The following is a 26,266-nucleotide window of genomic DNA, read 5'->3' as shown; positions in this document are numbered from 1 at the left end:
CCCACACCTGGAGGACCGTTTGCACACCTGGCCCGGAAACCCGTACCCGCTCGGGGCGACCTACGACGGGAGCGGCACGAACTTCGCGCTGTTCTCCGAGGTCGCCGAGCGCGTCGAACTCTGTCTGTTCGATTCCGACGGCAACGAAGAATGCGTCCGCCTGCTCGAGGTGGACGCCTACGTCTGGCACGCGTACCTCCCCAACATCGGCCCCGGGCAGCAGTACGGCTTCCGCGTGCACGGCCCGTACGACCCGGACTCCGGCGCGCGCTGCAACCCGTCGAAGCTCCTGCTGGACCCGTACGCCAAGGCGACCAGCGGCGAGATCGACTGGGACCAGTCGCTCTTCTCGTACGCGTTCGGCGACCCGGACTCGACCAACGACGAGGACTCCGCGTCGCACATGATGAAGGGCGTCGTGATCAACCCCTTCTTCGACTGGCAGGGGGACCGTCCGCCGCGCACGCCGTACGGCGAGACCGTCATCTACGAAGCACACGTCAAGGGGCTCACCGAGACCCACCCCGACGTGCCGGAAGAGCAGCGCGGCACCTACGCCGGCGTCGCCCACCCCGCGGTCATCGAACACCTGCAGCGCCTCGGCGTCACCACGCTCGAGCTCATGCCGGTGCACCAGTTCGTGAACGACTCGACCCTGCAGGACAAGGGGCTGTCGAACTACTGGGGCTACAACACCATCGGCTTCTTCGCGCCGCACTCGGCGTACTCGTCGTCGGGCGACCAGGGCCAGCAGGTCCAGGAGTTCAAGACGATGGTGCGCGAGCTGCACCGCGCCGGCATCGAGGTCGTCCTCGACGTCGTCTACAACCACACCGCCGAGGGCAACCACCTCGGCCCGACGCTGTCGTTCCGCGGCATCGACAACGCGGCCTACTACCGCCTGGTCGACGACGACAAGAAGTTCTACATGGACTACACGGGCACGGGGAACTCGCTCAACGTCGGGCACCCGCACTCGCTGCAGCTCATCCTCGACTCGCTCCGCTACTGGGTGACCGAGATGCACGTCGACGGGTTCCGCTTCGACCTCGCCTCGGCGCTGGCCCGCGAGTTCTACGAGGTCGACCGGCTGTCGGCCTTCTTCGAGCTGGTGCAGCAGGACCCGATCGTGTCGCAGGTCAAGCTCATCGCCGAGCCGTGGGACGTCGGCCCCGGTGGCTACCAGGTCGGCAACTTCCCGCCCCAGTGGTCCGAGTGGAACGGCAAGTACCGCGACACCGTCCGTGACTTCTGGCGCGGTGAGTCGTCGACGCTCGGTGAGTTCGCCTCGCGGATCTCCGGCTCGGCCGACCTGTACGAGCACGACGGCCGCACGCCCAAGGCGAGCATCAACTTCATCACCGCGCACGACGGCTTCACGCTGTACGACCTGGTGGCCTACAACGAGAAGCACAACGAGGCCAACGGCGAGGACAACAACGACGGCGAGAGCCACAACCGGTCGTGGAACTCCGGAGCCGAGGGCCCGACCGACGACGAGGCCGTGAACGCCCTGCGGCTCCAGCGTCGCCGGAACTTCCTGGCGACCCTGCTCCTGAGCCAGGGTGTGCCGATGATCGCGCACGGAGACGAGCTCGGCCGGTCGCAGTCCGGCAACAACAACGTCTACGCGCAGGACTCCGAGCTCAGCTGGATCGACTGGGACAGCGCGGACGAGGACCTCATCCAGTTCACCGCCGACGTGGTGAAGCTGCGGCACGACCACCCAACGTTCCGCCGGACCCGGTACTTCAACGGCCGTCCGGTCCGACGTGGCGAGGGCGAGCCGCTGCCCGACGTGGTGTGGCTGACCCCCTCGGGCGACGCCATGGACCCAGAGGACTGGGACTCCGGCTTCGGCAAGAGCGTCGGCATGTACCTGAACGGCGAGGGCATCCGCGGACGCGACGCCCGTGGTGAGCGCGTCACAGACGTCGGCTTCATCACGTACTTCAACGCCCACGACGACGTCGTGACCTTCACGCTCCCACCCGAGGAGTACTCCCCCGGCTGGACCGTCCGGATCGACACCGCCGACCCCGGCGCCCGCGACGAGGTGCTCGACGCGGGTACCCCGCTCGACGTCCCCGCCCGGTCGATGATCGTGCTGCGTGCCGAGCCCGACCACGAGGTCACCAGCACCCCGGTCGACGCCGAGCAGGACGGCGCCCCAGAACCGGACGCCCCGCAGGACGCCGTCACACCGGTGAACCCGGCCGGTTCCACCGCACCGAGCGGAACCGCCCGATGACCGCCGGAACGCCCGGCGCCGCGAACCGCGTCCCCGCATCGACCTACCGGCTGCAGGTCTCGGCCGACTTCGACCTCGATGCCGCACGCGACCTGGTCGACTACGTGCACGACCTCGGCGCCGACTGGCTGTACCTGTCGCCGGTGCTGCAGGCCGAGTCCGGGTCGAACCACGGCTACGACGTGGTCGACCACACGCGGGTCGACACCGACCGTGGCGGCGACCAGGCGATGCGGGCGTTGGCCGAGGCCGCGCACGCCGTCGGCCTCGGGGTCATCGTCGACGTGGTGCCGAACCACGTCGGCGTCGCGACCCCCGAGTCGAACCCGTGGTGGTGGTCCCTGCTCGAACTCGGGCAGGGCTCCCCCGTGGCCTGGGCCTTCGACGTGGACTGGGAAGCCGGCGACGGCAAGCTCCGCGTCCCCGTGCTCGACGACCGGCTGCTCGAGGCGGTCACGCTCGACACGTCCGACGCCGAGCGCCCGGTGCTCCGCGTCGGCGAGACCGCCTACCCGACCGCCCCCGGAACGGTTTACGACGGCGACACCGTCGAGACCGTGCACGACCGCCAGCACTACGCGTTCGTGCACTGGAAGCGCGCCGACCACGACCTGAACTACCGCCGGTTCTTCGCGGTGAACACCCTCGCGGCGATCCGCGTCGAGGAGCCCGAGGTCTTCGCGGCCTCGCACGGGGTCATCGGCGGCTGGTTCCGCGACGGACTCGTCGACGGCCTGCGCATCGACCACCCGGACGGGCTGTACGACCCGGCGGGCTACCTGCAGGACCTGGCGGAGCTGACCGGCGGGGCCTACACCCTCGTCGAGAAGATCCTCGAGCCGGGCGAGCAGCTGCCGAGTTCGTGGCCGGTCGACGGCACCACCGGGTACGACGCCCTCGGGGTGCTCGACCGCGTGTTCGTCGACCCCGCGGGCGAGCAGGCGCTGACCGCGGCGTCGGGCGCCGAACCGACCGACTGGCAGCAGCTCACGCACGACACCCGACGGGGCATCGCGGACGGCATCCTCGGCAGCGAGGTCGAGCGGCTCGCACGCCTGCTCGCACCGAGCGCCGTGACGGAGACGATCACGCACGAGCGGATCGTCGACGCGGTCGCCGAGATCGTGGCCTCGTTCGACGTGTACCGCACGTACCTGCCCGAGGGCGCCCACCATCTCATCACCGCGCTCGAGCGCGCCGTCGAGGCCCGCCCGGACCTCGACGACGTCATCGACCGGATCGCACCGGCACTCGTCGACCCGACGGACGCCGCGGCGGTCCGACTGCAGCAGACCAGCGGCATGGTGATGGCGAAGGGTGTCGAGGACACGGCGTTCTACCGCACCTCGCGCCTGTCGTCCCTGAGCGAGGTCGGCGGCGACCCGAGCGTCTTCGCGGTCTCGGTCGCGGACTTCCACCGGGCCCAGCGCGAACGGCTCGGCAGCTGGCCGCACACCATGACGACGCTCACCACGCACGACACAAAGCGCAGCGAGGACACCCGCGCCCGCATCGCCGTGCTGGCCGAGCTCGGTGACGAGTGGGCCGCCACCCTCGAGCGTCTGCAGTCGCTCGTGCCGTTGCAGGACCGCGTGTTCGCCGACCTGCTCTGGCAGGCGATCGTCGGCGCCCGACCCGCGAGCCGTGAGCGTCTGCACGCGTACGCCGAGAAGGCCTCCCGCGAAGCCGGTGACAGCACCACCTGGACCGAGCCCGACGAGGCGTTCGAGCAGCAGATGCACGCGATCGTCGACGCCGCGTTCGACGACCCGGACGTGGTCGCCGTGCTCGACGCCCTCGACGAGCAGATCGACGCCGCCGGGTGGTCGAACGGTCTCGCCCAGAAGCTCGTCCAGCTCACCGCCCCGGGCGTCCCCGACGTCTACCAGGGCACCGAGTTTTGGGACCGCTCGCTCGTCGACCCCGACAACCGTCGTCCGGTCGACTACGCCGAGCGGCGTCACGTGCTCGCCGAGCTCGACGGCCCGGACGACGACGGCCCCGAGGACCTGCCGACCATCGGCATCGACGGTGCCGCGAAGCTCCTGGTCACGACCCGCGCACTGCGCATCCGTCGGGACCGCCCGGAGCTGTTCACCCGGTACCTGGAGCTCGAGGCCACCGGCAGCGCGGCCGACCACGTCATCGCGTTCGACCGCGGCGGTGCCGTGACGATCGCGACGCGTCTGCCGATCGGCCTCGGCCGCGTCGGCGGTTGGGGCGACACGCTGGTGCACGCCGTCCCCGTCGAGCGCATCGACCTGCTCACCGGCCGACGCGTCCCCGCCGACCGCGGGATCGCGCTGGCCGACCTGCTCACCACCTACCCGGTCGCGCTCCTCGTGCCCGCCGACGCGGTCGGTGCAGCCGGCCACGCCGACGCGGTGACCGCCGTGTCCGACGCGAGCGGTGCCTCCCGGCCCGCCGCCGGCCGCACGCCGGACGCCACCGAGACCGACGCGCAGGCCGAGATCGACATCCTGGAGGGTCACGCATGACCGCACCTGACCGTTACGCCGTCTGGGCGCCCGAGCCGGACCGGGTCCGGCTCGTCGTCGACGACGTCGAGTACCCGCTCACCAAGGGCGACGACGACTGGTGGTCCACCGACGCCGTGATGCCGGTCGTCGGCGCACGGTACGGGTTCCGCATCGGCGACGACGACGCGGTCCGACCGGACCCGCGCAGCCGCTACCAGCCCGAGGGCGTGCACGGCCCGTCCGAGGTCGTCGACCCCGCACGGTTCGCGTGGACCGACGAGTCGTGGACCGGACGCCCGGCCCGCGGCGCCGTGATCTACGAGATGCACGTCGGCACCTACACGCCCGAGGGCACGCTCGACGCTGCCGCCCAGAAGCTGGACCACCTGGTCGAGCTCGGGGTCGAGTTCGTCGAGCTGCTCCCCGTCAACGCCGTCAACGGCGAGTGGAACTGGGGCTACGACGGGGTCGGCTGGTTCTCCGTGCACGCCCCGTACGGCGGCCCGGACGCCTACGACCGATTCGTCGACACCGCGCACGCGCTGGGGCTCGGGGTCATCCAGGACGTCGTCTACAACCACCTCGGTCCGAGCGGCAACTACCTGCCGCTGTACGGCCCGTACCTGCTGGCCGGGCTCGGCAACACCTGGGGTGACTCGGTGAACGTCGAGCACCCCGAGGTCCGCCGGTACGTGCTCGACAACGTGCGCATGTGGTTCCGCGACCACCACGTCGACGGGCTCCGGCTCGACGCCGTGCACGCGATCCGCGACACCACCCGCCCGCACGTGCTGGCCTCGATGGCCGACGAGACCGACGCCTACTCGTCGTTCGTCGGGCGTCCGCTGTCGCTCATCGCGGAGTCCGACCTCAACGACCCGGTGATGTTCCGGCCGCGCGAGGCCGCCGGGTACGGCCTCGCCGGGCAGTGGTCGGACGACTTCCACCACGCCGTGCACGTGGCGCTCACCGGCGAGACGAACGGCTACTACGCCGACTTCGCTCCGCTGTCGGCGTTGGCGAAGGTGCTCGAGGACGGCTTCTTCCACGACGGCACCTGGTCGTCGTTCCGCGGCAAGCGGCACGGCCGGCCGATCGACCGCGGGACCTCCCCCGCGACGGCCCTGGTCGTCGCGAACCAGAACCACGACCAGATCGGCAACCGCGCCGCCGGCGACCGGCTCGCCGCGACGCTCGACGACGAGGGGCTCGTGATCGCCGCGGCCCTGACGCTGCTCGGGCCGTTCACGCCGATGCTGTTCATGGGCGAGGAGTTCGCGGCCTCGACACCGTGGCAGTTCTTCACCTCGCACCCGGAGCCCGAGCTCGGCAAGGCCACCGCCGAGGGGCGCATCGCCGAGTTCGCCGAGCACGGGTGGGACGAGTCAGCGGTGCCGGACCCCCAGGACCCGACGACGTTCACCAACTCCAAGCTCGACTGGGCCGACGTCAGCTCGGAGCGCGGTGCGGCGATCCTGCGTGCCTACCGGGTGCTCATCGCCCTGCGGCGCACCGACCAGGCGTTCGTCGACCACCGCTACGAGGCGAACGCCGTCCGCTTCAGCGAGGACCGGCGTTGGCTGGTGCTCACCCGCGGGCTGCTCGGCCCCGATGTGGCGCCGGTGCACGTCGTGGTGAACTTCGCCGACGACGCAGCCGAGGTCCCGGTGCCCGACGCCGTGGGCGAGGAGCTCTACGGCTTCGGCGCGACCGAGGTGGACGCCGGCGTCGTCCGGTTCCGCGGCCGCGGCGTGGTCGTGCTGCGCTAGCCGACCGCGTGCTGCGCGAGCCAACCGCGAGCCGCAGCTCCGCACGCACGAACGGCGACGAACCCCTGGGTCCGTCGCCGTTCGTGCGTTCGTGTGTCCGCAGCCTCAGCCGGCGTGGTCGGAGACCGCGTGCGCGTTCTTCCGCACCGAGGGCAGCTTGCGGTGGTCCTTGAGCAGGGACCGGGTCTCGCGGATCCGGCGGTCGATGCCCCACTTCGTCACGAGCGCCAGGCTCTCGCGCACGATGTTGCCGCTCATCTTCGAGACGCCGAACTCCCGCTCGGTGAAGGTGATCGGCGTCTCCACGACCCGCAGACCCGCCTCGAGTGCACGCCAGCACAGGTCCACCTGGAAGCAGTACCCCTTCGACGCCACACCGGCGAGGTCGATCCGCTCGAACGCCCGCGACGTGAAGACCCGGAACCCGCCGGTGGCGTCGCGCACCGCGATGCCCAGGGCGAGACGCGTGTACAGGTTGCCACCGCGCGAGAGCAGGAGGCGGTACCAGGGCCAGTTCTCGACCTTGCCGCCCTTGATCCACCGGGAGCCGAGCACCAGGTCGTTCGAGTCCGCGAGCTCGAGCATCCAAGGCAGGTACTCGGGGTGGTGGGAGCCGTCGGCGTCCATCTCGACGAGCTTGGCGTAGCCGTGTTCCAGACCCCACGCGAAACCGGACAGGTACGCCCCGCCCAGGCCGTCCTTGACGGTGCGGTGCATGACGTGCACCCGATCGGTCTCGCGGGCGATGGCGTCCGCGATGTCGCCGGTGCCGTCGGGTGAGTTGTCGTCGACGACGAGCACGTGCACGGAGTCGTCGGTCGCGGCCAACGTGCGCTCGACGATCGGCCGGACGTTCTCGGCTTCGTCGTAGGTCGGGATGATGACCAGGGTCTCGCTCATGGTGCTCCTCGTGCTCGCAGTCGAATGTATCGCTGGCTTGGTGGGTCAATCCGACGAGAGGTCTGCGAACACGATCAGATTGTCCGTGTAGTGCCCGGTGGCGGTGTCGAACGTGCCGTCGCAGGTGATGAGTCGGAGTTGCGGAGTAGGGGTGGGGCCGTAGACGTCGCTCGTCGGGAACGCCGACTTGGCGGCGCGTTCGGAACGGTCCACGGTGAAGGTGCGGGTGCTGCCGTCGGACATCCGGACGTGGACCTCGTCGCCGGCGACCAGTTCGTCGAGTCGGAAGAACACCGCGGCGCTCGTGGGACTGTCGACGTGACCGGCGATGACGGCGGGGCCGACCTCGCCGGGGACGATCCCGTCGCTGAACCAGCCCGCGCTGTCCCAGCCGACGGGCGGGTCGAGTTCTCCGGCAGCGCCGCGGTGCAGGTCCTCGAGCGAGGACCGCACGCCGATGGCCGGGATCGACACGCTGACCGGTGTGGCCGTCGAGCGAGCCTCGGGTGCGGCCGGATCCTGGAACCCGTCGGTGCCGGAACCCGAGGACGAAGAAGACGACTGCGACGTGGACGACTGCGACGGGGACGCTGACGCCGACGACGCGGCACGCTCCCCCGCGCCGCCGCCCACCGTCGACGCGACCGCCACCCCGGCCACGCCCCCGACCACCACGACGGCGGCGACCACGGCACCGATGACCACGCCTCGGCGCCGGACGGCCGAGACGCGCCCGGCGCTCCGACGGCCGCTCACGAGCCGGCTCCGACGTCGCTGGCACAGCCCCCGAGCACGTCGGAGGTCAGCATGGTCGAACCGATGGCCAGCCAGGCGTCTCCGTAGTAGGTCGGTGTGGTCGCCGCCGTCCGGGCGGCCCGCTCGAGGTCGTCGGCAGCCGCACGGGAGGAACCCGCGGCCTGCTCGGCAGCGGCCCGCGCGGTGTAGGCCAGCGCGTTCGTGTCCTGCGTCACCGGGGTGCCACCGAGGTCGAGCTGCGAGGCGAGCCGCGTCGTCCGTCCGAGCGTGGGCGCGAGGGCCGCCGCGAGCTCCCGGTCGGGCGCCGAACACGCCTCGGCGTACCGGAGCGGCGTCCGCATCGCGTCGTACCCGTAGAGCACGCGCCCGTCCCCACCGACGGGCGGCATCGGGTCCACCGATCCGTCGGCGTGGACCTGGGACCAGTCGCTGGGCAGGTCGGAGGCGTCCAGCACGGCGGCCGTCACGGCGCGCGAACCCCGGTTCAGCGCGTTCCAGCGGTCGTCCCCGGTGGCGTCCGCCAGCACCGAGAAGGCCACGGGTGACGCGTACGAGGCGTTGTACCGGTAGGGCTCCTGATCCGCCCACGGTCCGGGCAGCAGGATCGTGCCGAGGTCCGTCCGGGCCGTCTCGTGCTGGAGGATCCCCGCCGCGATGCGCTTCCCCGCGGCGGTGTACCGGTCGTCGTCCCAGGCCTTCCCCGCGAGCACGAGGGCCCGAGCGGCGTCGAGGTCGGCGTCGCTCGCGGACTGCTCGTCGGCGACGCCCCCGTCGGACGTCCACCGCCACGCCAGCAGGTCGTCGTCGGTGAGCAGGTGGTCCCTCGTCCACTCCCAGATCGCGTCGAAGCGCGCACGGTCGTCGTTCGCGTAGGCGATGAGCAGGCCGTACGCCTGCCCCTCGCTGACGGTGTCACCACCCTGATCGGTGCGGACGACACGACCGTCCTCGACGTAGCGGTCCAGGAACGCCGACCGGAGCTGCTGCGGCGAGCGCGCCGCGTCGGGCGCGGTGGTCGAGGTCGGGGTGGCCGTGCCACGAGCGGCGGTCGTGGTGCTCGACGACCAGGGGCGGACCGCGACGATCGCGACCACGATGGCGACGATGACGGCCGCCGCGGCGGCGACCGGTATCCAGGTCCTGCGGGTCATGCTGGCCTGCCTCTCCGGGGATGGTGGGGGGGGTCGAAGAGGAGGCGCGGATCACCTGGGCCGTGCAGCGCACGTGATCCGCGCCTCCAGTCCGGGGCGTCAGCGGAACAGCGAGCGGAGCATCGCGACGGCCGCGTGGAACGCCTCGGTCACCGGACGGTCCGCGGCTGTGCCGCCACCGCCGGTCTGCACCCCGCCGGACGGGGTGGCGGCGGTCGCGGCGGCGTCCGTCACGGGCACGACCGTCAGGTTGCCCTTGCTGTCGTCGAGGACGAACAGGGTCGAGACGGTGTTGCCGGCGAGGTCGACCTTCGCGGTGCCCCGCTGGCCGCTGCCGGAGACGTCGAGCGACCACTTGCCGGCGTCGACCGTCGCGTACTTGGTGGCGGTGCCGAAGGTGGCGTCCTCGGCGATCGGGGTGCCGTCGGAGGTCTGCACGTCGACGCGCTTCGCGGTGGTGGCGGCCTGCACGAGCCGGAGCTTCGCCTTGCCGTCGCCGGGCTGCTGCAGGTCGTCGGTGAACGCGGTCGTCTTCAGCCCGTCGTTCTTGCCGTAGGCGACGACGGTGCTGGCGTCGCCCTTCTGCACGGTGACGTCGGTGGAGATGACCGGGGTGGAACCCGGCGCGTCAGCGGCGCGCATCGACAGGACGTAGGTGCCGACCGGCAGCTTCTCGTACGGGCTGACCTGGCCGTAGGTGACGTCGTCGAGTTCGAAGACGGTCTTCCCCCGGCGAGGCTGGACAGTTCGACGTCGACGCCCTTCGTGTCCGGCGACAGGTGTCCGACGCGGAGCCAGCCCTGGTCGGCGGTCGCGGCGGAAGCGGTCTGGGGGGCGGCGAGCCCGACGGTCGCGGCGACGAGTGTGGCGGCGAGCGCTCCGATGACGACGGTGCGGCGGCGGTTCGTGGTGTGTGCGGTCATGATGGTGCTCCTTCGGGTCGAGGTGCGGTTGGCGTGCGGTCGTCGTGTCGAGGTGTGGCTCGTGGCGTTGTCGTCCGGGCCGCCGGGCGAGCGGGCGGAATGCCGGGGTGAGCGCCGGAGCCCTCCGGGCATTTCGCCCGCTCGTCCAGCGGGCGTTCCGCCCCGACGTGTTCGCGGGGAGCGGTTCCGCGGCCGATCCGGCGAGCGGGCGGAATACCCGGGTGAGCGCCGGAGCCCTCCGGGCATTTCGCCCGCTCGCCCAGCACCAGCTCCAGCTCCAGCCCCGGCGCGGCCGAGCGATCGGGGGTCACGAGGCGCTCGTCGCGGTCGTCGTCGGGTCGGCCGGGGTGTACGTCACCGTGAGCCGTGCTCCCTCACGCTCGACCGAGTCCGGCCGGAACGCCTGGGACATGGCGTCGAAGGTCCGAGCGACCCGTGCTGCCGACGCGTCGTCGCTCGTGTGCAGGACGACGGTGCGGAACGGCTGGCCGGTCTCCCCGGTGCGCGGGGTGAACCGGTCGACCCGCACGTCCTGGTCGGCGAGCACCTGTCCGAGCGCGATCATCGCCCGCGAGTCGACCTGTCCGGCACGGAACTGCGACTTCGTGCCGTCGTCCGCACGCAGGGCCGGGTTCGATGCGAGCTCGGTTCCCAGGGTCTTCCGGACGTCGGTGGCCCGGGTGATCGCCGTCTCGGCGGCGCTGGCTCCCTCGGCATGGATCCGGCGGACCTCGACCTGCTGGTCACCGGTGCCGAAGGTCGCGACGGCCGTGGAGTTCTCGATCGCCTGTCGGACGTCGGTGGACGAGTTGCCGCCGGTGCGCATGGAGTCCGTCGTGATGACGGAGTCCGAGTCCTTCCAGCCGTTCGGGGACTGCCGTTCCACTGCTCCGTCGGTGTCGAGCTTGTAGTACCAGACGACGTTGTTCCGGGCGAAGCCGTCGTCCACGAGGTCGACCCACATGGCGTCGTCGACCAGCAGACGCGAGGACTTCGGCACGTTGTCGCCCACCCACTGCTCGGCCTGCTGCATGGGCAGGTCGAGGTTGCCCAGCAGGAAGCCCCGCAGCTGTGTCCCCCACAGCGGCACCGCGACGACGAGGGCCGCAGCCGCGACGACGGCCCAGGTGATGCCGAGGCCGCGCCGTGCCCTCGGGCCGAACCGGCCCCGGGTGTGGACCCGACCGGCGATCGTCAGGACGGCACGCTCGACGGTGTACGCGACGAGGAGCGCTGCGAACGGGATGAGCATGATGACGTAGGGCACCGGCAGGTACCCGTTCGGCCGGAACATCACCGCGAGCAGGAACACGAGCATCGCGGCGATCGGTCGGACCCGTCGCAGGAACAGCCCGACGACGGCCGCGACCGAGCCGAGCACGATGAACACCGGGTCGAGTGCCCACCACTGCGCGGCCGCCTCGTTCGCCAGGCTGCCCCCGTCGAACACGGATCCGGAAGCGGTCCGCGACCCGAGCTGGTAAGTGACGCCCTCCCACAGGCTGACTCGCCCGTTGCCCGGCACGAGTTCGCCCTTCACCGCGGCGAGCAGCAGGTACCCGCCGCCGATCAGCACGAGCACGGCCCCGGCGACGCTGAGCGTGTACCGGCGGGTGCTCTTGTCGGCGCGACGCACGGCCATCCAGATCAGGAACGGCAGTGCGAGCAGGTAGGTCTCCTTGGACAGCACGGCGATGCCGAGGCAGGCAGCGGCACCGGCGAACCCGGCGAGCTGCTGGCGACGGCTCAGCACGAGGACGAACGCGGCGAGCAGCCAGGGCGTCGCGACGTTGTCGATGTACACGGTGCGGTGGTACTGCAGCGCGAGCGGTGACAGCGCGAAGACGAGTCCGGCCGCGGCCGCCGTGATCCGTCCGGCACCGAGACGTCGGGCCAGGACGAACAGCAGGATGCTCGAGACGGCGGAGAAGAACACCATGGCCTCGCGCCCGGCCTCCACCGCGAAGGGGTACCGCGCGAACGCCCCGGTCAACCCGGTGTACCCGGCGATCTGGATCCATCCGAGCGGCGGGTGGTCGTACCAGTACGTGTAGTGGGTGAGCTCGCCGAGGTTCGTGATCGCCCACGCCTGTGCGGTGTAGGTCCCCTCGTCGTCGATGCGCTGCGGTGTGCCCGACATGTTCCAGGCCTGGACGAGCACGGTCACCGCGACGACGGGCAGCAACCACGTCAGGCTGGCCGCGTGCCGGCGGAACCACGCCCCGATGCCGGCCCGGTGCGCGGTGGTGCCACCACGGATCGGGATGCCCGTGGTGTCGGTGATGCTGGCGGTCATCGGGTGCCTCCCGTGGTGGTGCCGGCGAACGCACGATCGGACGACGCTGCGCCCGCGGACGACGCTGCGCCCGATCCGTCCAGGTCCGAGGCGAAGCCGACCACCTGTCCGGTGCGGTGCTGGCCGGTGTGCTCGGTCTTCTCCCACCCGTTCTGGCCCTTGGCGTGCCGGACGACTGCCCGGACCGCCGCGGCGGCGAGGAACACCTGGTACGGCACCAGGCCGAGCACGAGCCGCACGTAGTCGCGGAACCGGACCTTCTCGCCGTACAGACGACCGAACTCGTTCAGCCCGACGATCTCGACGGCGAGCAGCATGAGCGTCGGCGCCACCGGCACGAACGACACGAGGGCGATCGCCGTCGGCACCTTGACGAACAGGATCATCAGGACGCTCAGCGGGATGAGCAGCCCGGTGGCCGCCTGGATGAACGGCATCGTGAGCATGTAGCGGGCGAAGAACCGCTGCCGGAAGGACGGCAGCTTCTTCCACTCCCCCTTGCCCAGCACCTGCAGGAAGCCCTGGTTCCACCGCGTGCGCTGTTTGAGCAGCGAGGCGAAGGTCGGCGGGGTCTCCTCGCGGGTGACGGCCTCGGGGCTGTAGGCGACGACGACCTTCGCGCCGTCGGCGGAGAGCCGCACGCCGAGTTCGCAGTCCTCGGCGAGGCAGTGGGCATCCCAGCCGTTCGACCACTCCAGGCGGGAGCGGGTCACGAAGACGGTGTTGCCCCCGAGGGGGATGAACTTGGACCCGGCGTGGAAGTGCAGGCGCGAGCGGAACCAGAAGTAGTACTCCAGGACGTTCCGGAGCGACCACCAGCTCGACGTGAAGTTCATCAGCTGAACGCCGCCCTGCACCACGTCGGCGTCGGTCTCCTGGAACCGCGAGTCGACGAGGGAGAGCAGCCGCGGGTAGACCTCGTCCTCGGCGTCGAACACCCCGACGATGTCACCCGTCGCGTGCTGGAGCGCCAGGTTCATCGCCTTCGGCTTGTTCTTCGGCAGGGTGTCGTCCACCACGACCTTGATCAGGGAGGGGTGCCGAGCCGCCGCAGCACGCACGACGGCGTCGGTCTCCGGGTCGTCCTCCCCGACGATCGCGATGATCTCGAAGTCGGGGTGGTCCTGGGTCGCGAGCATGTCGAGCGTCTGCCCCATCACGTCCTGCTCGTGCCGACCGGGCACCAGGAGCGTGAACCGGTGCGTCGCCGGACGCGGGGTCTGGCTGAAGCTGGTGGACTTCAGCGCGTCCCGGGAGCGCCAGGCGTGCAGCATCCACCAGAGGGTGGTCAACGCGATGATCGTGAGCAGCACGGAGAGGGCGATGAGGGTCGAGTAGCCGAGCCACTCGCCCAGCGACCAGGCGGCCTGTGGGAGCTGCCCCGAGCCTCCCGTCGGCACGTCCGTGGTTCCTCGGTTCGGGACGTCCCCCGTCGTCCCGGTGTCGTTGTCGGGCTGGAGCAGCGGCCCTGCGGCCGTCAGCAACACGGCTGAGATGGTCATTCGGGGAACCCCTTCGGACGTGTGTCGGTGGACCGGAAGACGAGGGCCTTGTACGCGGCGAACCGGAACGCGGTGCCGAGGACGAGGCCGACGCCGTTGCCGGCGACGTTGTCGGCGAGGGTGGACGTGAAGCCGAGGACGTAGTGCGAGACGAACAGGCAGGCAGCGGCGATGCCGAGGCCGACGAGGTTCGTGGCAGCGAAGAGCAACCCCTCGCGGACGGTCTCGCGGCGGCCGGTCTGGCGCTGGGCGCGGAAGGTGATGAAGCGGTTGCCGATCCACGCGATCGAGGTCGCCACGATGGCCGACACGATCTTCGCGGCGATGGGACCGTCCGACATGACGGTGGCGCGGAGCAGGTTGTAGACGCCCAGGTCGATGACGAAGCAGACGGCACCGATGGTGCCGAACGACGCGAGTTGCCTCGCGGTGGCGAGCAGGCGCGGGACCGTGCCAGGGCGCACGGTCCGCACCGCACCGGTGTCGGGTGACACCAGAACGGGGGTATGAGTTCGGGTCATGCCCCCGATTCGGGGGACGCGGACGGGTGGGTTGGGCGGGGTACGCGATTTGCCAGGCCCCTGCCAGATGCGCGACACATGCCGTTCATCTTGACGATCCGTCAGCTGCGGTGGTCATGGGGCGGGCACGACGGACGGGAGGCCCGGTGCCAGCTGGCACCGGGCCTCCCGTCCGTCGGTCGGTTGCGTCTACGCGGGGCGCGACGACGGGGACACGTTCTTGGACGCGTCCCGTTCCGGGATGTCGCCGAGTGCCTCGTCGATCGCCGCGAGGGCGTCCGCGTCGAGCTTGACGCCGGCGGCCTTGACGTTGTCGGTGACCTGCTGCGGACGCGAGGCGCCGACGATGGCGCTCGCGACGTTCTCGTTCTGCAGGGTCCACGCGATCGCGAGCTGCGCCAGCGTGAGGCCGGCCTGGTCGGCGACGGGCTGCAGGCGCTGCACGGCTTCGAGGACCTCGTCGCGCATGAACCGCTTGATCATGTCCGCGCCGCCCTTCTCGTCCGTGGCACGCGAGCCCTCGGGCAGGGGCTGACCCGGCTTGTACTTGCCGGTCAGGACGCCCTGCGCGATGGGTGACCAGACGATCTGCGACAGGCCGAGCTGCTTCGAGGCGGGGACGACCTCGCCCTCGATGACACGCCAGAGCATCGAGTACTGCGGCTGGTTCGAGATGAGCTGGAAGCCGAGCTCCTTGGCGAGTGCGGCACCGGCGCGGATCTGCTCGGCGGACCACTCGCTGACGCCGATGTAGAGCGCCTTGCCCTGGCGGACGACGTCGGCGAAGGCCTGCATCGTCTCTTCGAGGGGGGTCTCGTAGTCGTAGCGGTGTGCCTGGTAGAGGTCGACGTAGTCGGTCTGCAGTCGCTCGAGCGAGCCGTTGATCGACTCCATGATGTGCTTGCGGCTGAGGCCGACGTCGTTGTGCCCCTTCGGGCCGGTCGGCCAGTAGACCTTCGTGAAGACCTCGAGGGACTGGCGCCGCTCGCCCTTGAGCGCCTCGCCGAGGACGGTCTCGGCGGCGGTGTTGGCGTACGTGTCCGCGGTGTCGAACGTGGTGATGCCGGCGTCGAGCGCTGCCCGCACGCACTGGGTGGCGACGTCGTTCTCGACCTGCGAGCCGTGCGTCAGCCAGTTGCCGTAGGTGATCTCGGAGATCTTGAGTCCGGAGTTGCCCAGGTACCTGAATTCCATGGTCCCGACGCTACTGGAGTGAGCGCGCACGTGAGGGGTCCCGCGAGTGCCTGTCGGGGCCGGGTGGGCGGGGGCGCGGGGCGGGGCGCGCGAGCGGGCGAAATGCCAGAGTGCCGCCGACGGCACACCCGGACATGTCGCCCGCTCGCCTGCTCGCCTCGGGCGACCCCGGCATCGGCTTCCGTGCAGCGGGTCCGGAACAGCGGGTCCAGAGCTGTCGGCGAGCGGGCCGCGCGAACGGGCGAAACACCGCCGTGCAGTCAGGCAGCCGGCACGGTGTTTCGCCCGCTGGCGGAAGCAACCATCCCTCCACAGCGGTGAAAGCGGGCCAGCCATCCACAAAGGAGGCCCGACTCACGTCCGCAAGACCGGCTCGCCGTCACGCTGTGGAGATGACCGCAAGACGGCGACTCCCGATGGCACTCCGCGACGCTTCGTTCCGAGTACGCGATGCGCTGCACCGAGGCGTTTCGCGTGGCCGACTCGACGCTCGCGATCTCATCCGACCGTTCCACGGCATCCGATCAGCGTTCCCACCGGTGTCCGTGGATGAACGTGCGAGAGCGCTCGCTCCTCGGCTCCGCCCCGATCAGGTGTTCAGCCACGTCACCGCCGCAGCGATCATCGGCGTCCCGCTGCCCAGACGTCTCGAACGCGACCAGCGGTTGCACGTCACGACGATCGGGACCGATCAAGCGCTCCGGGTTCGCGGCACGGTCGGCCACCGGGCTCGGTACGGATCAGTCCGCGCGACGATCGCACGAGGAGTGCCACTGACCACTCCGGCCGACACGTTCGTCGCGCTGGGCTCGATGCTGACGCTCGACGAACTCATCGTCGCGGGCGATGCACTCGTGGGGTGGCTCGGCTGGACGACGCTCGATGAACTCGCGCAGGCCGTCCGACGACGACGTGGCATCCGCGGGATCGTGAAGCTCCGCCTCGCGCTCGATGAGATCCGGAGGGGATCTCGGTCCCCCGGAGAGACCCGGACACGGCTGGCACTCATCCGCCGCGGACTCCCGGAACCGGCGCTCAACCACGATGTCGTCGTCGACGGGCAGTGGATCGCATGTGTGGACCTCGCCTACCCCGATGCCAGGGTCGCGATCGAGTACGAGAGCGATCTGCACCGCACCGATCCAGCCAGCTTCCGAAAGGACCTCACGCGCGGCGAGCATCTGAAGGACGTCGACTGGTGGCTCGTCAGAGCAACAGCAGACGACCTCGATCACGGGGTCGAGCGTTTCGTGCAACGCGTCAGGCGGCTGCTCGAGGTCGGTGCCAGAGGAGCTCACGACACGCGGTTTGCGACACTTGGGTGAACAATGGTTGACGCTTCAACCAAAACGGTGCACACTGTCGTAGTATCAACTCGATGCAGGCGCATGGAACGCGTCGCACCGCAGACTCTCGTTCGGAAGAAGGACCACCATGACGCTCACCGCTGACACCGTTCCCGGCTACAAGACCGGCATCTGGAAGATCGACCCCACCCACTCCGAGGTCACCTTCTCGGTCCGCCACCTCGCCATCAGCAAGGTCAAGGGCAAGTTCGAGACGTTCGACGCCACCGTCGTCACCGCCGAGAACCCGCTCGAGTCGACCGTCGAGGCCAACATCGACGTCGCGTCGATCAACACCGGCCAGGAGCAGCGCGACCAGCACCTCAAGACGAGCGACTTCTTCCTCACCGAAGAGCACCCGCAGCTGACCTTCCGTTCCACGAGCATCGAGGTGAAGGGCGACGACCTGCACATCGCGGGTGACCTGACCCTGCGCGGCGTCACCAAGCCGGTCGTCCTGAAGGCCGAGCTCGGCGGCTTCACCACGGACGGCTACGGCCAGGTCAAGTTCGGCGCCGAGGCGACCACGAAGATCGACCGCACCGAGTTCGGTGTGAACTGGAACGCGGCGCTCGAGGCCGGCGGCTTCACCCTGGGCAACGACGTCACGATCAACCTCGACGTCCAGTTCGTCCTCCAGGCGGCCTGAGCCACCTCTGACGCAATGCCCAACTGAGGGCACCGAGCGTCACTCCCCGAACCCGAGAAGAACGCCCCGACTCCGCACGGAGTCGGGGCGTTCTTCGTTGCCCGCTCGGGTCCCCCGACCACGAGCGGGCGAAATACCCCGGAGCTTCGTCCTGGCTCGTCGGGCATTCCACCCGCTCGCCGATGCCGGGCACCGAAGTCGAGGCCGATCCCAGCAATCACGCCCACATCCACGCCCACGCCAACGCCCACGTCCACGTCCACGCCCACGCCCACGCCCACGCCCACGCCCACGAGCGGGCGAAACACCATGCCGGCCCCCCGTGGCGCGCCTGACATTCGCCCGCTCGCGCAAGGACCCGAGCGCCGGGTGCGAGCGACCCCGGCGGAGATCGGAAGCGCGGCCGAACGGGCGGAATACCCGGGACACGGCGGGGACGAAGTGCGGCATTTCGCCCGCTCGCGCACAGGGGCTCGCGCGCAGGGGCTCGAGCGCAGGGGCTCGCGGAGGGGCACCAAGCGCGAGGCAGACGCAGACGCAGAGGCAGAGCAAGGGCGCCAGCGGGGACGAGCGGACGAGCGACGGCCGAGCGCCGCCCCCGCGTAACGTTGGCACGTACGACAACAGCGAGGGGAATCCACACTCCGGACCCCGAGTTGCACCAAGCGCACACGCCCGCACGACGAACAGGAGCACCACCATGGCCACCGACTGGATCGCGATGCAGGCCCTCGCGGCAGCCGAGTTCGGCCGCCGCGTCGCCGCCGTCACCGACTGGGACGCCCCGACCCCCGACTCCGAGTGGACCACCCGCGACCTCGTCGCCCACGTCGTCGACGAGCAGCGCTGGATCCCGAAGCTCCTGACCGGGTGCGACTACGCCCAGGCCCAGGCCGACCTCGAGCCGATCGGCGACGACCTGGTGGCCGAGTGGCACCGGTTCGCCACCGCGGCCACCGACGCCTGGCGGAACGCCCCGCAGGACACCCCCGTGCACCTCAGCACCGACGTCGTGCCCGCCGCGCAGTACCTCACCGAGCAGACGAGCGACATCACGATCCACACGTGGGACCTCGCCCGGGCGACCGGCACCGAGGAGTCCCTGCCCGACGAGCTCGTCCGCGCCGTGTGGGAGTACTTCGAGCCGCAGATCGAGGACCTGGCCGCGACCGGTCTGTACGCACCCCCGGTCGACGTCACCGAGGACTCCCCGCTCCAGGTCCGCCTGCTCGCGGTCACAGGCCGCGATGCCAGAGTGACGGCATGACCACCGACACGAAACGCCTCGGCAACTCGGGGCTCGAGATCAGCAGCGTCGTCCTCGGCATGATGTCGTACGGCGACCCGGACCGGGGCTCGCACGCCTGGAGCGTCGGCATCGACGAGGCTCGCCCGTTCGTCCGCCGCGCGTTCGAGGCCGGCATCACGACCTTCGACACCGCGAACGTCTACTCGGACGGCAGCAGCGAGGAGATCACCGGCACGCTCCTCGCCGAGCTGGCTCCGCGCGAGGACGTCCAGGTCTTCACGAAGGTCTTCAACCGGATGCGTCCCGGCCGGAACGGCGCCGGGCTGTCCCGCGCGGCGATCATGCACGAGATCGACGCCTCCCTGACCCGGCTCGGCACGGACTACGTCGACCTGTACCAGATCCACCGCTTCGACCCGGTGACGCCGATCGAGGAGACCATGGAGGCCCTCCACGACGTCGTGAAGGCCGGCAAGGCGCGCTACATCGGCGCGAGCAGCATGTGGACGTGGCAGTTCGCCGAGATGCAGCACACCGCCGAGCGCCACGGCTGGACGAAGTTCGTGAGCATGCAGGACCAGTACAACCTGCTCGAACGCGAGGAGGAGCGCGAGATGCTCCCCTTCTGCGAGCACACCGGCGTCGGCGTGATCCCGTGGAGCCCCCTCGCCCGCGGCCGCGTCACCCGCCCCTGGGACGCCTCCGGTTCGGGCTCGCGCGCGCAGACCGACGAGTTCGGCAAGACCCTCTACAAGCAGGACGAGGACGCCAACCGCGCGATCGTCGACGCGGTCGAGGCCATCGCCACGGAGCGGGGCGTCCCGATGGCGCAGGTCGCCCTGGCCTGGGTCGCCGGCAAGCCCGCGGTCTCCGCGCCCATCGTCGGCGCGACGAAGGAGCACCACATCGACGACGCGGTAGCCGCAGCGTCGCTGACGCTCACCGACGACGAGGTCACGCGACTCGAGTCCGCGTACACGCCCCGGGTGCCGTCGGGTTTCTGACGCCCCACGAGCGGACGGGAGGCACGGTGCCAGCTGGCACCGTGCCTCCCGTCCGTCAGGTGGTCGCGGTGACGGCCGTGGTCAGGCGACCGCGCTGCCGTCAGCGCGCTGCAGGCGCGCGATGCGCCGCCGCGCGGCTCGTTCGGACCCGGTCTGGTCGTCGAGCACCGCACCGATCCCGTCGAGCACGAGCTTCGTGGTGCGGACCACCGGCAGCTCCACCGGGCCGACGATCGGCGCACGGAGGCCGAGGAGTGAGCGGTGCCGCGGGTCGAGTGTGGACACCGCTCCCTGGAAGACGGCGCGGTAGCCGGGTCGCAGCAGGCGGGACAGCGGCGGGTCCTTGATGAACCGGACGACGTCTCGGGTGCGCGAGTCGACCAGGAGTTCGCCACGGTCGAGGTACCCGTTCATCTGGGCACGGAGCTCCGCCTCGGAATCGGGCGGGTCGACGATGCGCATGAGCCGTCCGGCCTCGGCCCACTCGCGCACGTAGGCGTCCGCGCCTCCGGGGATCGGGCCGCCCCAGCGCTGGGCGGCGCGGAGGAACGCGTCGGTGAAGGCGAGGTGCACCCAGCGTGCCAGGTCCGGGTCGTTGGCCGCGTAGGGACGGGTGGTGCCGTGCGCGTCGACGTACTGCCCACGGACCCGCTCGTGCAGCCGGAGCACCCAGTCGCTGCCGCTGCGGGCGGTCTGCCGGTCGCCGTACGTGACGGTGGCGATCCACCGGCTGGTGCCCGCCAGGCGACCGAACGGGTCCTCGCGGTACCGGGAGTGGTCGGCGACGCCGGCGAGCGCGCCGGGGTGCAGCGCCTGGACGAGCAGTGCCCGCACGCCGGCGACGATGCCGTGGCTCCCGCCGTGCACCGCCCACGTGGCGGAGCCCGGACCGAAGAAGCCCGCGTCGGTGCCGTGTTCCAGGTCGTCCATCCAGGCTTCCGTGCCGGTCGAACCACCCGTGAACGTCTGGTTGAGGCGGGACCGGAAGACGTCGGAGACAGTGGACATGTCGTCATGTTCCGTCCGTCACCTGGGCGTGGGGGTGCCATCGCGCAAAGTGGCCCTCCCAGCGTGCACGGGGGTGGCCCACTAGGTTGGGTCGGGTGAGCATCGACACGCCTCGTCCCTGGCTTGCCTCGTACGCCCCGGGGGTCCCGCACGACATCGAGGAACAGAGTGGTTCCCTGTACGACCTGGTCGAGCAGTCGGCCCGGAAGTTCCCGAGGCAGGTCGCCCTCGAGTTCTTCAAGCGCACCACGAGCTACGCCGACCTCGAGGAGCAGATCCTCCGCGCGGCGAACGGCCTGCGGAAGCTCGGCGTGGGCGCGGGTGACCGCGTCGCCATCGTCCTGCCGAACTGCCCGCAGCACATCGTGGCGTTCTACGCGGTGCTCCGGCTCGGCGCGATCGTGGTCGAGCACAACCCGCTGTACACGCCGCGGGAACTCCGCCACCAGTTCGAGGACCACGGCGCCAAGGTCGCCATCGCGTGGGACAAGTCCGTCGCGACGCTGCAGGACTTCCCGGCCGACGTGCACCTCGACGCGATCGTCTCGGTCGACATCACCCGGGCCATGCCCCGGAGCACCCGGCTCGCCCTGGCGCTGCCGGTCGCGAAGGCCCGCGAGTCCCGCGCGAAGCTGACGGCGAAGGTGCGCGGCACGGTCAAGTGGGACGACCTCGCCGACACCCGGAAGCTGTCGAAGCGGCACCCGCGACCGGCGACCGACGACGTCGCGCTGATCCAGTACACGTCCGGCACCACCGGGACGCCGAAGGGCGCAGTGCTGAGCCACCGGAACCTGCTGGCGAACGCCGCGCAGGCCCGGGCGTGGGTGCCGCAGATCCGCCGCGGCGACAACGTCGTGTACGCGGTGCTGCCGATGTTCCACGCCTACGGCCTGACGCTCTGCCTGACCTTCGCGATGAGCATGGCCTCGCGGCTCGTGCTCTTCCCCGCGTTCGACCCCGCCCTGGTCCTGACGGCGATCAAGCGCCACCCGCCGACGTTCCTGCCGGCCGTGCCGCCGATCTACGCCCGGCTGCAGCACGCGGCTGACTCGGCGAAGGTGTCGCTGAAGGGCATCGAGATCGGCATCTCGGGCGCCATGCCGCTGTCGCAGGACATCGTCGAACCGTGGGAGGCCCGGACCGACGGCTACCTGGTCGAGGGCTACGGCCTGTCCGAGTGCTCCCCGGTCCTGATGGCCAACCCGGTCTCCCCCGAGCGTCGACTCGGATCGATCGGCCTGCCGCTGTCCTCCACCGAGGCGCGCGTGGTCGACCCCGACGACGACACGAAGGTGCTCGGCATCGACGAGCCCGGCGAACTGCAGGTCCGTGGCCCGCAGGTGTTCCGCGGCTACTGGGGCAAGGCCGAGGCCACCGACGAGGTCTTCACGCCCGACGGCTGGTTCCGCACCGGCGACATCGTGGCCATCGACGCCGACGGGTACGTCCGGATCGTCGACCGCCTCAAGGAACTCATCATCACCGGCGGCTTCAACGTGTCGCCGTCCGAGGTCGAGGACACTCTGCTGAAGCACCCCAGCGTCAAGGAGGTCGCGGTCGTCGGCATCACGCAGGGCGGCAACGAGCAGGTCGTCGCCGCGGTCGTGCCGAAGGACCCCGCGACGTTCGACGGGGCCGCGCTCCGGGCCTGGTCGCGCGAGCACCTGGCGGCGTACAAGGTGCCGCGCCGGGTCGTCGTGGTCGAGGACCTGCCGCGCTCGATGATCGGCAAGGTGCTGCGGCGGAAGGTTCGGGACCAGATCCTGGACGGCTGACCGGCGGCCCCGGGTCGGGCCGGTCCGACTGACGCGGGGGCGCCGCTGCTGGTCAACGGGCGCGCCGCCGCTGGTCAACGGGCCCGCCGCCGCTGGTCAGCGGGCCCGCCGCCCGGGCAGCGTCAGCACGGACAGCCCGGCCACCACCAGCACGATCCCGGCCCATCCGCCGGTCCCCAGGCGCTCCCCCACCACGAGCACCGCCAGCACCGCGGCCACGACGGGCTCGAGCAGGGACAGCAGCGTCGCGACCGACGCGGTCACCGTGCGGAGCCCGAGCGCGTACAGCGAGTGTCCGATGACCGTCGGCACCAGCGCCAGGTACAGGAACACCGGCCAGTTGCCGGCGTCGGTCAGGAACGGCCCGCCCGCCACCACGGCGAGCACGACGAGCGGCACCGCGGCCACCCCGAACACCGCGCCGACGAGCCCGCGTTCGTTCGGTCCGCGGGCGGCCCGTGCGGCCGCCACCCCGACGTCCCCGCCGACACGCATGCTGTCGGACTCCGCTCGGGACGACGGCGATCGGCATCCGGCTCGTCGCGGCGTGCATCCCCCGCGCCACCGCCCACGAGTACAGCGCGTACGTCAGACCGGCGACCAGGGCGCTGCCGACGCCGACCGCGAGTGACCGCCCGCCGCCGTCGTGCTCGGAGCGCGCGAGGGTGACGACGACCATGCCGACCACGCTCACCAGGGTGGCGAGGACCCACCGGCGGGTGACGCGTCTGCGGTCGGCGACCCACTCGACCAGGCCGGCGAAGACGGGCGACGACCCGATGGCCAGGGTCGTGCCGAGCGCGACCCCGGCGTCGGCGAGGGCCGCGTAGAACGCGACCGCGTAGACCACGAGCGATGCGGCCCCGAGCAGTGCCCAGCCGCGGGTCCGGCCCTGCGTGACGGCACGCAGCGTGCCCCGGCCCGCGGTCGCGGCGAGCACGAGGCCGCCGAGCCCGAAGGTGACCGCACCGAACACGAACGCCGGCACACCGGGCGCGAAGTGCGTCGCGGTCCCGGTGGTGCCCCAGACCGCCGCGGCGACCGCGATCGCCGCCAGGCCGCCGACGGGCCTGGAGGCACGCCCCGCGCCCGGTCCGTGACTCACGAGACGTGGACGCTGGGCCGTCGGTTGACCTCGGGTTCCGCTTCGCGCAGGACCTCGCGCGTGACGGGGGCGACGTCACCGGCGCCGGTGAACACGAAGCGCAGGGCGTTGCGGATCGGGCTGCCCTCGTTCCACTCGAAGTAGATGCTCGGCACCACCCCGGCGAGGTCCCGGATGGCGAGGAGCGTCGACGCGATGGTGTTCGGGACGTTGCCGGAGCGGACCTTGAGCACGCGGAACCCGTGGATGACGTGGCCTTCGACCACCAGGTCCTCTTCGAAGTCGGACGAGTCGGCGGGCAGGACCTCGAGGAACATCGTCGGCACGCGGGCCGGGATGCCCGAGTCGCGGCGTTCCTCGCGCCCCTTCGCCCGGTACGCCTCGGCCGTGCCGGCACCGGGCTCGTTCGCGATGATGCAGACCGAACTGAACTGGTCGGCGTCGGCCTCGACGAACTGCCGGGCGGTCGCGTCGAGCTCGATCGACGACGCCCGGAGCTCGAACGATCGCCGCACGCGCGAGATGAGCGACACCACGACGATCGCGATGATGAAGATCGCCGCGATCCGCACGCCGTCGGGCCGCTCGATGACGTTGGCGACCGTGGTGTAGACGAACACGACCGAGATCACGCCGAACGCGATGGTGCGCTTGCGCTGCTGCTTGCGGCGCGCGGACAGCGTCACCGCGACCGCTGCGCTCGTGATGAGCACCAGCACGCCGGTGGCGTAGGCGCCACCCTGGGCGTCGACGTCGGCCTGGAAGATGATCGTGATGACGAACGCGATGAGCGTGAAGATGATCACGAGGGGACGCACCGCACGCGCCCACTGCGGTGCCATGCCGTAGCGGGGCAGGAACCGCGGCACCAGGTTGAGGAGCCCCGCCATCGCGCTCGCACCGGCGAACCACAGGATGGCGACGGTCGAGAAGTCGTAGATCGACCCGAACACCCCGCCCATGTACTCGTGCGCCAGGTACGCCAGGGCGCGTCCGTTCGCACCGCCGCCCGGCTGGAACTCGCGCTGCGGGATGAGGAACGTCGTCACGATCGACGACGTGATGAGGAACGAGCTCATGATGAGCGCCGCGACGGTCAGCAGTCGCTTGGTGCCGCGGATCCGGCCCTCGGGTCGATCGCTGGTGTCGTCGCTGGCGTCACCGCGGACCTGCGGCATCACCGCGACGCCGGTCTCGAAGCCGGAGAGCCCGAGCGCGAGCTTCGGGAACACGATCAGGGCGATGCCGACCATCACGAGCGGGTTGCTGTGCTGTGCCGTCAGCCCGGACCACCAGTCGCTCGCCACCATCGGGTTCTCGAACACGTGCCAGAGGGCGACGATGATGACGACGGCGTTCAGGGCGAGGAACACCGCGACGAGCCCGACCGCGATGCCGATGGCCTCCTTGAACCCGCGCAGGAACACGATGCCGAGCAGGAGCAGCAGCGCCAGGGTGAGCGGCACCGGGATCTCGGTGAACCAGTGCGGCGTGTACGGGTTCTCGGCGATGTGCGCCGTGGCGTCGGCCGCCGACAGGGTCATCGTGATCATGAAGTCGGTCACGGCGAACCCGAGCAACACCAGCACGAGGAGCTTGCCCGCCCACCACGGCAGGAGCTTCTCGAGCATCATGATCGACCCGGCGCCCCGGAAGCTGTCGTGGGCGATCCGGCGGTAGACCGGCAGCGCCCCGAACAGCGTGACGAGCACGAGGACGATCGTCGCGATCGGCGACAGCAGCCCCGCGGCGAGCGCGGCGATGGCGGGCTGGTACCCGAGGGTGGAGAAGTAGTCGACGCCGGTCAGGCACATGACCCGCCACCACGGGTGGGTCTTCTCGACCTCGACCTGGTGCGGGCCCTGGTGCGAGGCGCCCTGGTCGGCCCCGTGCAGCATCCACCGGCGCAGGCGGGTGCTGCGGTCGAGGGGCTGCTCGGTGGCGTCGCGCTGGGCGGCCCGCTCGGCGTCTGTCGCGGTCACGTGGTTGATGCTAAGCCGTCCGGGTGACCCCCGTGCACACCTGGACAGCCCGGTGCACGGGGCGGTCCGACTAGCGCCGTGTGCGGGACAGGGCCGCCACGATCCCCGCCACGACCAGCAGCACACCGGCGGCGATGCAGGCGGCCAACAGCAGGGTCGTGGTGTCCACTGAGAACATCGGCAGCGCACTCACGGCCATCGCTCCGGCGAACACCAGGAGCAGCACGCCCCAGAGGATCGTGCCGAAGCGTGCACCACCGCGTCGGGGCCGGCAGGCGGGCCCGTCCGGGGCCACCGGGGAGGCCACCGGTGCAGCCGCCGCGTCGTTCGTGGCACCGTCGTTCGTCGTGTTGTCGTTCGTCGGGTTGTCGTTGGTCGTGCTGTCCGTCGTCATCGTCCCGT

General features: G+C 70.8%; 20 protein-coding genes and 1 pseudogene. 8 read left to right on the top strand and 13 right to left on the bottom strand.

All coding sequences use genetic code 11. The features are described 5' to 3' along the window. Window positions 1-19: 19 nt before the first annotated feature. Genes glgX through treZ form a run of 3 tightly spaced genes read left to right on the top strand, consistent with a single transcriptional unit; the run spans window position 20 to window position 6,500 of the window. Window positions 20-2,251 (top strand): glycogen debranching protein GlgX, encoded by a 2,232-nt coding sequence (gene glgX, locus ORG17_RS04790; RefSeq protein ID WP_214528071.1) that lies wholly within the window; start codon window positions 20-22, stop codon window positions 2,249-2,251. Then, a complete protein-coding gene (gene treY / locus ORG17_RS04785) occupies window positions 2,248-4,749 on the top strand; it encodes a malto-oligosyltrehalose synthase (RefSeq protein WP_214528070.1) in 2,502 nt (833 codons plus the stop codon). The genes glgX and treY overlap by 4 nt, the downstream gene beginning before the upstream one ends. Continuing rightward, on the top strand, window positions 4,746-6,500 hold the full coding sequence (gene treZ, locus ORG17_RS04780) for a malto-oligosyltrehalose trehalohydrolase (protein ID WP_214528069.1): 1,755 nt from the start codon (window positions 4,746-4,748) through the stop codon (window positions 6,498-6,500). Before treY ends, treZ begins: the two co-directional genes overlap by 4 nt. Before the next feature lie 105 nt (window positions 6,501-6,605). Here treZ and ORG17_RS04775 read toward each other — a convergent pair whose 3' ends face one another. From ORG17_RS04775 to ORG17_RS04740, 8 genes are all read right to left on the bottom strand, one after another. Further along, window positions 6,606-7,400, bottom strand: a complete 795-nt coding sequence (locus ORG17_RS04775) for a polyprenol monophosphomannose synthase (RefSeq protein ID WP_035807608.1) — start codon at window positions 7,398-7,400, stop codon at window positions 6,606-6,608. 45 nt (window positions 7,401-7,445) lie between these two features. After that, window positions 7,446-8,156, bottom strand: a complete 711-nt coding sequence (locus tag ORG17_RS04770; protein WP_214528068.1) for a class F sortase — start codon at window positions 8,154-8,156, stop codon at window positions 7,446-7,448. After that, window positions 8,153-9,307, bottom strand: a complete 1,155-nt coding sequence (locus ORG17_RS04765; protein ID WP_173035692.1) for a glycosyl hydrolase family 8 — start codon at window positions 9,305-9,307, stop codon at window positions 8,153-8,155. The genes ORG17_RS04770 and ORG17_RS04765 overlap by 4 nt, the downstream gene beginning before the upstream one ends. Window positions 9,308-9,406: 99 nt before the next feature. Next, entirely contained in the window at window positions 9,407-10,105 is a 699-nt protein-coding gene (locus ORG17_RS04760) for a DUF4397 domain-containing protein (protein WP_284731149.1), read from the bottom strand. 432 nt (window positions 10,106-10,537) lie between these two features. Continuing rightward, window positions 10,538-12,526, bottom strand: a complete 1,989-nt coding sequence (locus ORG17_RS04755; protein ID WP_301630787.1) for an ArnT family glycosyltransferase — start codon at window positions 12,524-12,526, stop codon at window positions 10,538-10,540. After that, the gene (locus tag ORG17_RS04750) at window positions 12,523-14,028 is read right to left on the bottom strand and encodes a glycosyltransferase (RefSeq protein ID WP_214522729.1); all 1,506 of its coding nucleotides are present in this window, start codon (window positions 14,026-14,028) and stop codon (window positions 12,523-12,525) included. Before ORG17_RS04750 ends, ORG17_RS04755 begins: the two co-directional genes overlap by 4 nt. Continuing rightward, on the bottom strand, window positions 14,025-14,522 hold the full coding sequence (locus tag ORG17_RS04745) for a GtrA family protein (protein ID WP_231495612.1): 498 nt from the start codon (window positions 14,520-14,522) through the stop codon (window positions 14,025-14,027). Before ORG17_RS04745 ends, ORG17_RS04750 begins: the two co-directional genes overlap by 4 nt. Before the next feature lie 216 nt (window positions 14,523-14,738). Continuing rightward, window positions 14,739-15,743, bottom strand: coding sequence for an aldo/keto reductase family protein (locus ORG17_RS04740; protein WP_027464631.1), 1,005 nt, complete (start codon window positions 15,741-15,743; stop codon window positions 14,739-14,741). Between the two features lie 416 nt (window positions 15,744-16,159). Here ORG17_RS04740 and ORG17_RS04735 point away from each other — a divergent pair, with 416 nt between their 5' ends. The 4 genes from ORG17_RS04735 to ORG17_RS04720 all read left to right on the top strand — a co-directional run bounded on the left by ORG17_RS04735 (window position 16,160) and on the right by ORG17_RS04720 (window position 19,991). Continuing rightward, a complete protein-coding gene (locus ORG17_RS04735; RefSeq protein WP_214528056.1) occupies window positions 16,160-17,068 on the top strand; it encodes a hypothetical protein in 909 nt (302 codons plus the stop codon). Window positions 17,069-17,177: 109 nt separating this feature from the next. Further along, window positions 17,178-17,738 (top strand): YceI family protein, encoded by a 561-nt coding sequence (locus ORG17_RS04730; protein WP_214528057.1) that lies wholly within the window; start codon window positions 17,178-17,180, stop codon window positions 17,736-17,738. Window positions 17,739-18,438: 700 nt separating this feature from the next. Next, complete coding sequence (locus tag ORG17_RS04725; RefSeq protein ID WP_027464629.1) at window positions 18,439-19,005, top strand: TIGR03086 family metal-binding protein; 567 nt, start codon at window positions 18,439-18,441, stop codon at window positions 19,003-19,005. Continuing rightward, a complete protein-coding gene (locus tag ORG17_RS04720; RefSeq protein WP_214528058.1) occupies window positions 19,002-19,991 on the top strand; it encodes an aldo/keto reductase in 990 nt (329 codons plus the stop codon). Before ORG17_RS04725 ends, ORG17_RS04720 begins: the two co-directional genes overlap by 4 nt. An 81-nt stretch (window positions 19,992-20,072) precedes the next feature. Here the strand turns inward: ORG17_RS04720 and ORG17_RS04715 are convergent, their stop codons facing one another. Beyond that, on the bottom strand, window positions 20,073-20,999 hold the full coding sequence (locus tag ORG17_RS04715; protein WP_214528059.1) for an oxygenase MpaB family protein: 927 nt from the start codon (window positions 20,997-20,999) through the stop codon (window positions 20,073-20,075). 95 nt (window positions 21,000-21,094) lie between these two features. Here ORG17_RS04715 and ORG17_RS04710 point away from each other — a divergent pair, with 95 nt between their 5' ends. Then, window positions 21,095-22,777, top strand: a complete 1,683-nt coding sequence (locus ORG17_RS04710; protein ID WP_071246596.1) for a long-chain-fatty-acid--CoA ligase — start codon at window positions 21,095-21,097, stop codon at window positions 22,775-22,777. A gap of 96 nt (window positions 22,778-22,873) precedes the next feature. Here the strand turns inward: ORG17_RS04710 and ORG17_RS04705 are convergent, their stop codons facing one another. The 4 genes and pseudogenes from ORG17_RS04705 to ORG17_RS04690 form a co-directional block, all read right to left on the bottom strand. Then, window positions 22,874-23,272 (bottom strand): DMT family transporter, encoded by a 399-nt coding sequence (locus ORG17_RS04705; protein ID WP_214528060.1) that lies wholly within the window; start codon window positions 23,270-23,272, stop codon window positions 22,874-22,876. A gap of 229 nt (window positions 23,273-23,501) precedes the next feature. Beyond that, window positions 23,502-23,882: pseudogene (locus ORG17_RS18485) on the bottom strand (EamA/RhaT family transporter); the annotation flags it as partial. Further along, entirely contained in the window at window positions 23,879-25,780 is a 1,902-nt protein-coding gene (locus ORG17_RS04695) for an APC family permease (RefSeq protein WP_231495623.1), read from the bottom strand. The gene ORG17_RS04695 and the pseudogene ORG17_RS18485, both read right to left, overlap by 4 nt. Window positions 25,781-25,934: 154 nt before the next feature. Next, window positions 25,935-26,258 (bottom strand): hypothetical protein, encoded by a 324-nt coding sequence (locus tag ORG17_RS04690; protein WP_214528061.1) that lies wholly within the window; start codon window positions 26,256-26,258, stop codon window positions 25,935-25,937. Window positions 26,259-26,266: the final 8 nt, after the last annotated feature.

Source organism: Curtobacterium flaccumfaciens pv. betae (assembly GCF_026241855.1).
Lineage (GTDB): Bacteria > Actinomycetota > Actinomycetes > Actinomycetales > Microbacteriaceae > Curtobacterium > Curtobacterium flaccumfaciens.
This window is presented reverse-complemented; position numbering and strand designations above follow the sequence as displayed.

What these genes read in the sequence shown, in the direction of transcription:
- treY (WP_214528070.1), top strand. Translation starts at nt 2,248, where the DNA reads ATGACCGCCGGAACGCCCGGCGCCGCGAACCGCGTCCCCGCATCGACC.
- treZ (WP_214528069.1), top strand. Translation starts at nt 4,746, where the DNA reads ATGACCGCACCTGACCGTTACGCCGTCTGGGCGCCCGAGCCGGACCGG.
- ORG17_RS04775 (WP_035807608.1), bottom strand. Translation starts at nt 7,400, where the DNA reads ATGAGCGAGACCCTGGTCATCATCCCGACCTACGACGAAGCCGAGAAC.
- ORG17_RS04765 (WP_173035692.1), bottom strand. Translation starts at nt 9,307, where the DNA reads ATGACCCGCAGGACCTGGATACCGGTCGCCGCCGCGGCGGCCGTCATC.
- ORG17_RS04755 (WP_301630787.1), bottom strand. Translation starts at nt 12,526, where the DNA reads ATGACCGCCAGCATCACCGACACCACGGGCATCCCGATCCGTGGTGGC.
- ORG17_RS04750 (WP_214522729.1), bottom strand. Translation starts at nt 14,028, where the DNA reads ATGACCATCTCAGCCGTGTTGCTGACGGCCGCAGGGCCGCTGCTCCAG.
- ORG17_RS04740 (WP_027464631.1), bottom strand. Translation starts at nt 15,743, where the DNA reads ATGGAATTCAGGTACCTGGGCAACTCCGGACTCAAGATCTCCGAGATC.
- ORG17_RS04735 (WP_214528056.1), top strand. Translation starts at nt 16,160, where the DNA reads ATGGCACTCCGCGACGCTTCGTTCCGAGTACGCGATGCGCTGCACCGA.
- ORG17_RS04730 (WP_214528057.1), top strand. Translation starts at nt 17,178, where the DNA reads ATGACGCTCACCGCTGACACCGTTCCCGGCTACAAGACCGGCATCTGG.
- ORG17_RS04725 (WP_027464629.1), top strand. Translation starts at nt 18,439, where the DNA reads ATGGCCACCGACTGGATCGCGATGCAGGCCCTCGCGGCAGCCGAGTTC.
- ORG17_RS04720 (WP_214528058.1), top strand. Translation starts at nt 19,002, where the DNA reads ATGACCACCGACACGAAACGCCTCGGCAACTCGGGGCTCGAGATCAGC.
- ORG17_RS04715 (WP_214528059.1), bottom strand. Translation starts at nt 20,999, where the DNA reads ATGTCCACTGTCTCCGACGTCTTCCGGTCCCGCCTCAACCAGACGTTC.
- ORG17_RS04705 (WP_214528060.1), bottom strand. Translation starts at nt 23,272, where the DNA reads ATGCGTGTCGGCGGGGACGTCGGGGTGGCGGCCGCACGGGCCGCCCGC.
- ORG17_RS04695 (WP_231495623.1), bottom strand. Translation starts at nt 25,780, where the DNA reads ATGCTGCACGGGGCCGACCAGGGCGCCTCGCACCAGGGCCCGCACCAG.
- ORG17_RS04690 (WP_214528061.1), bottom strand. Translation starts at nt 26,258, where the DNA reads ATGACGACGGACAGCACGACCAACGACAACCCGACGAACGACAACACG.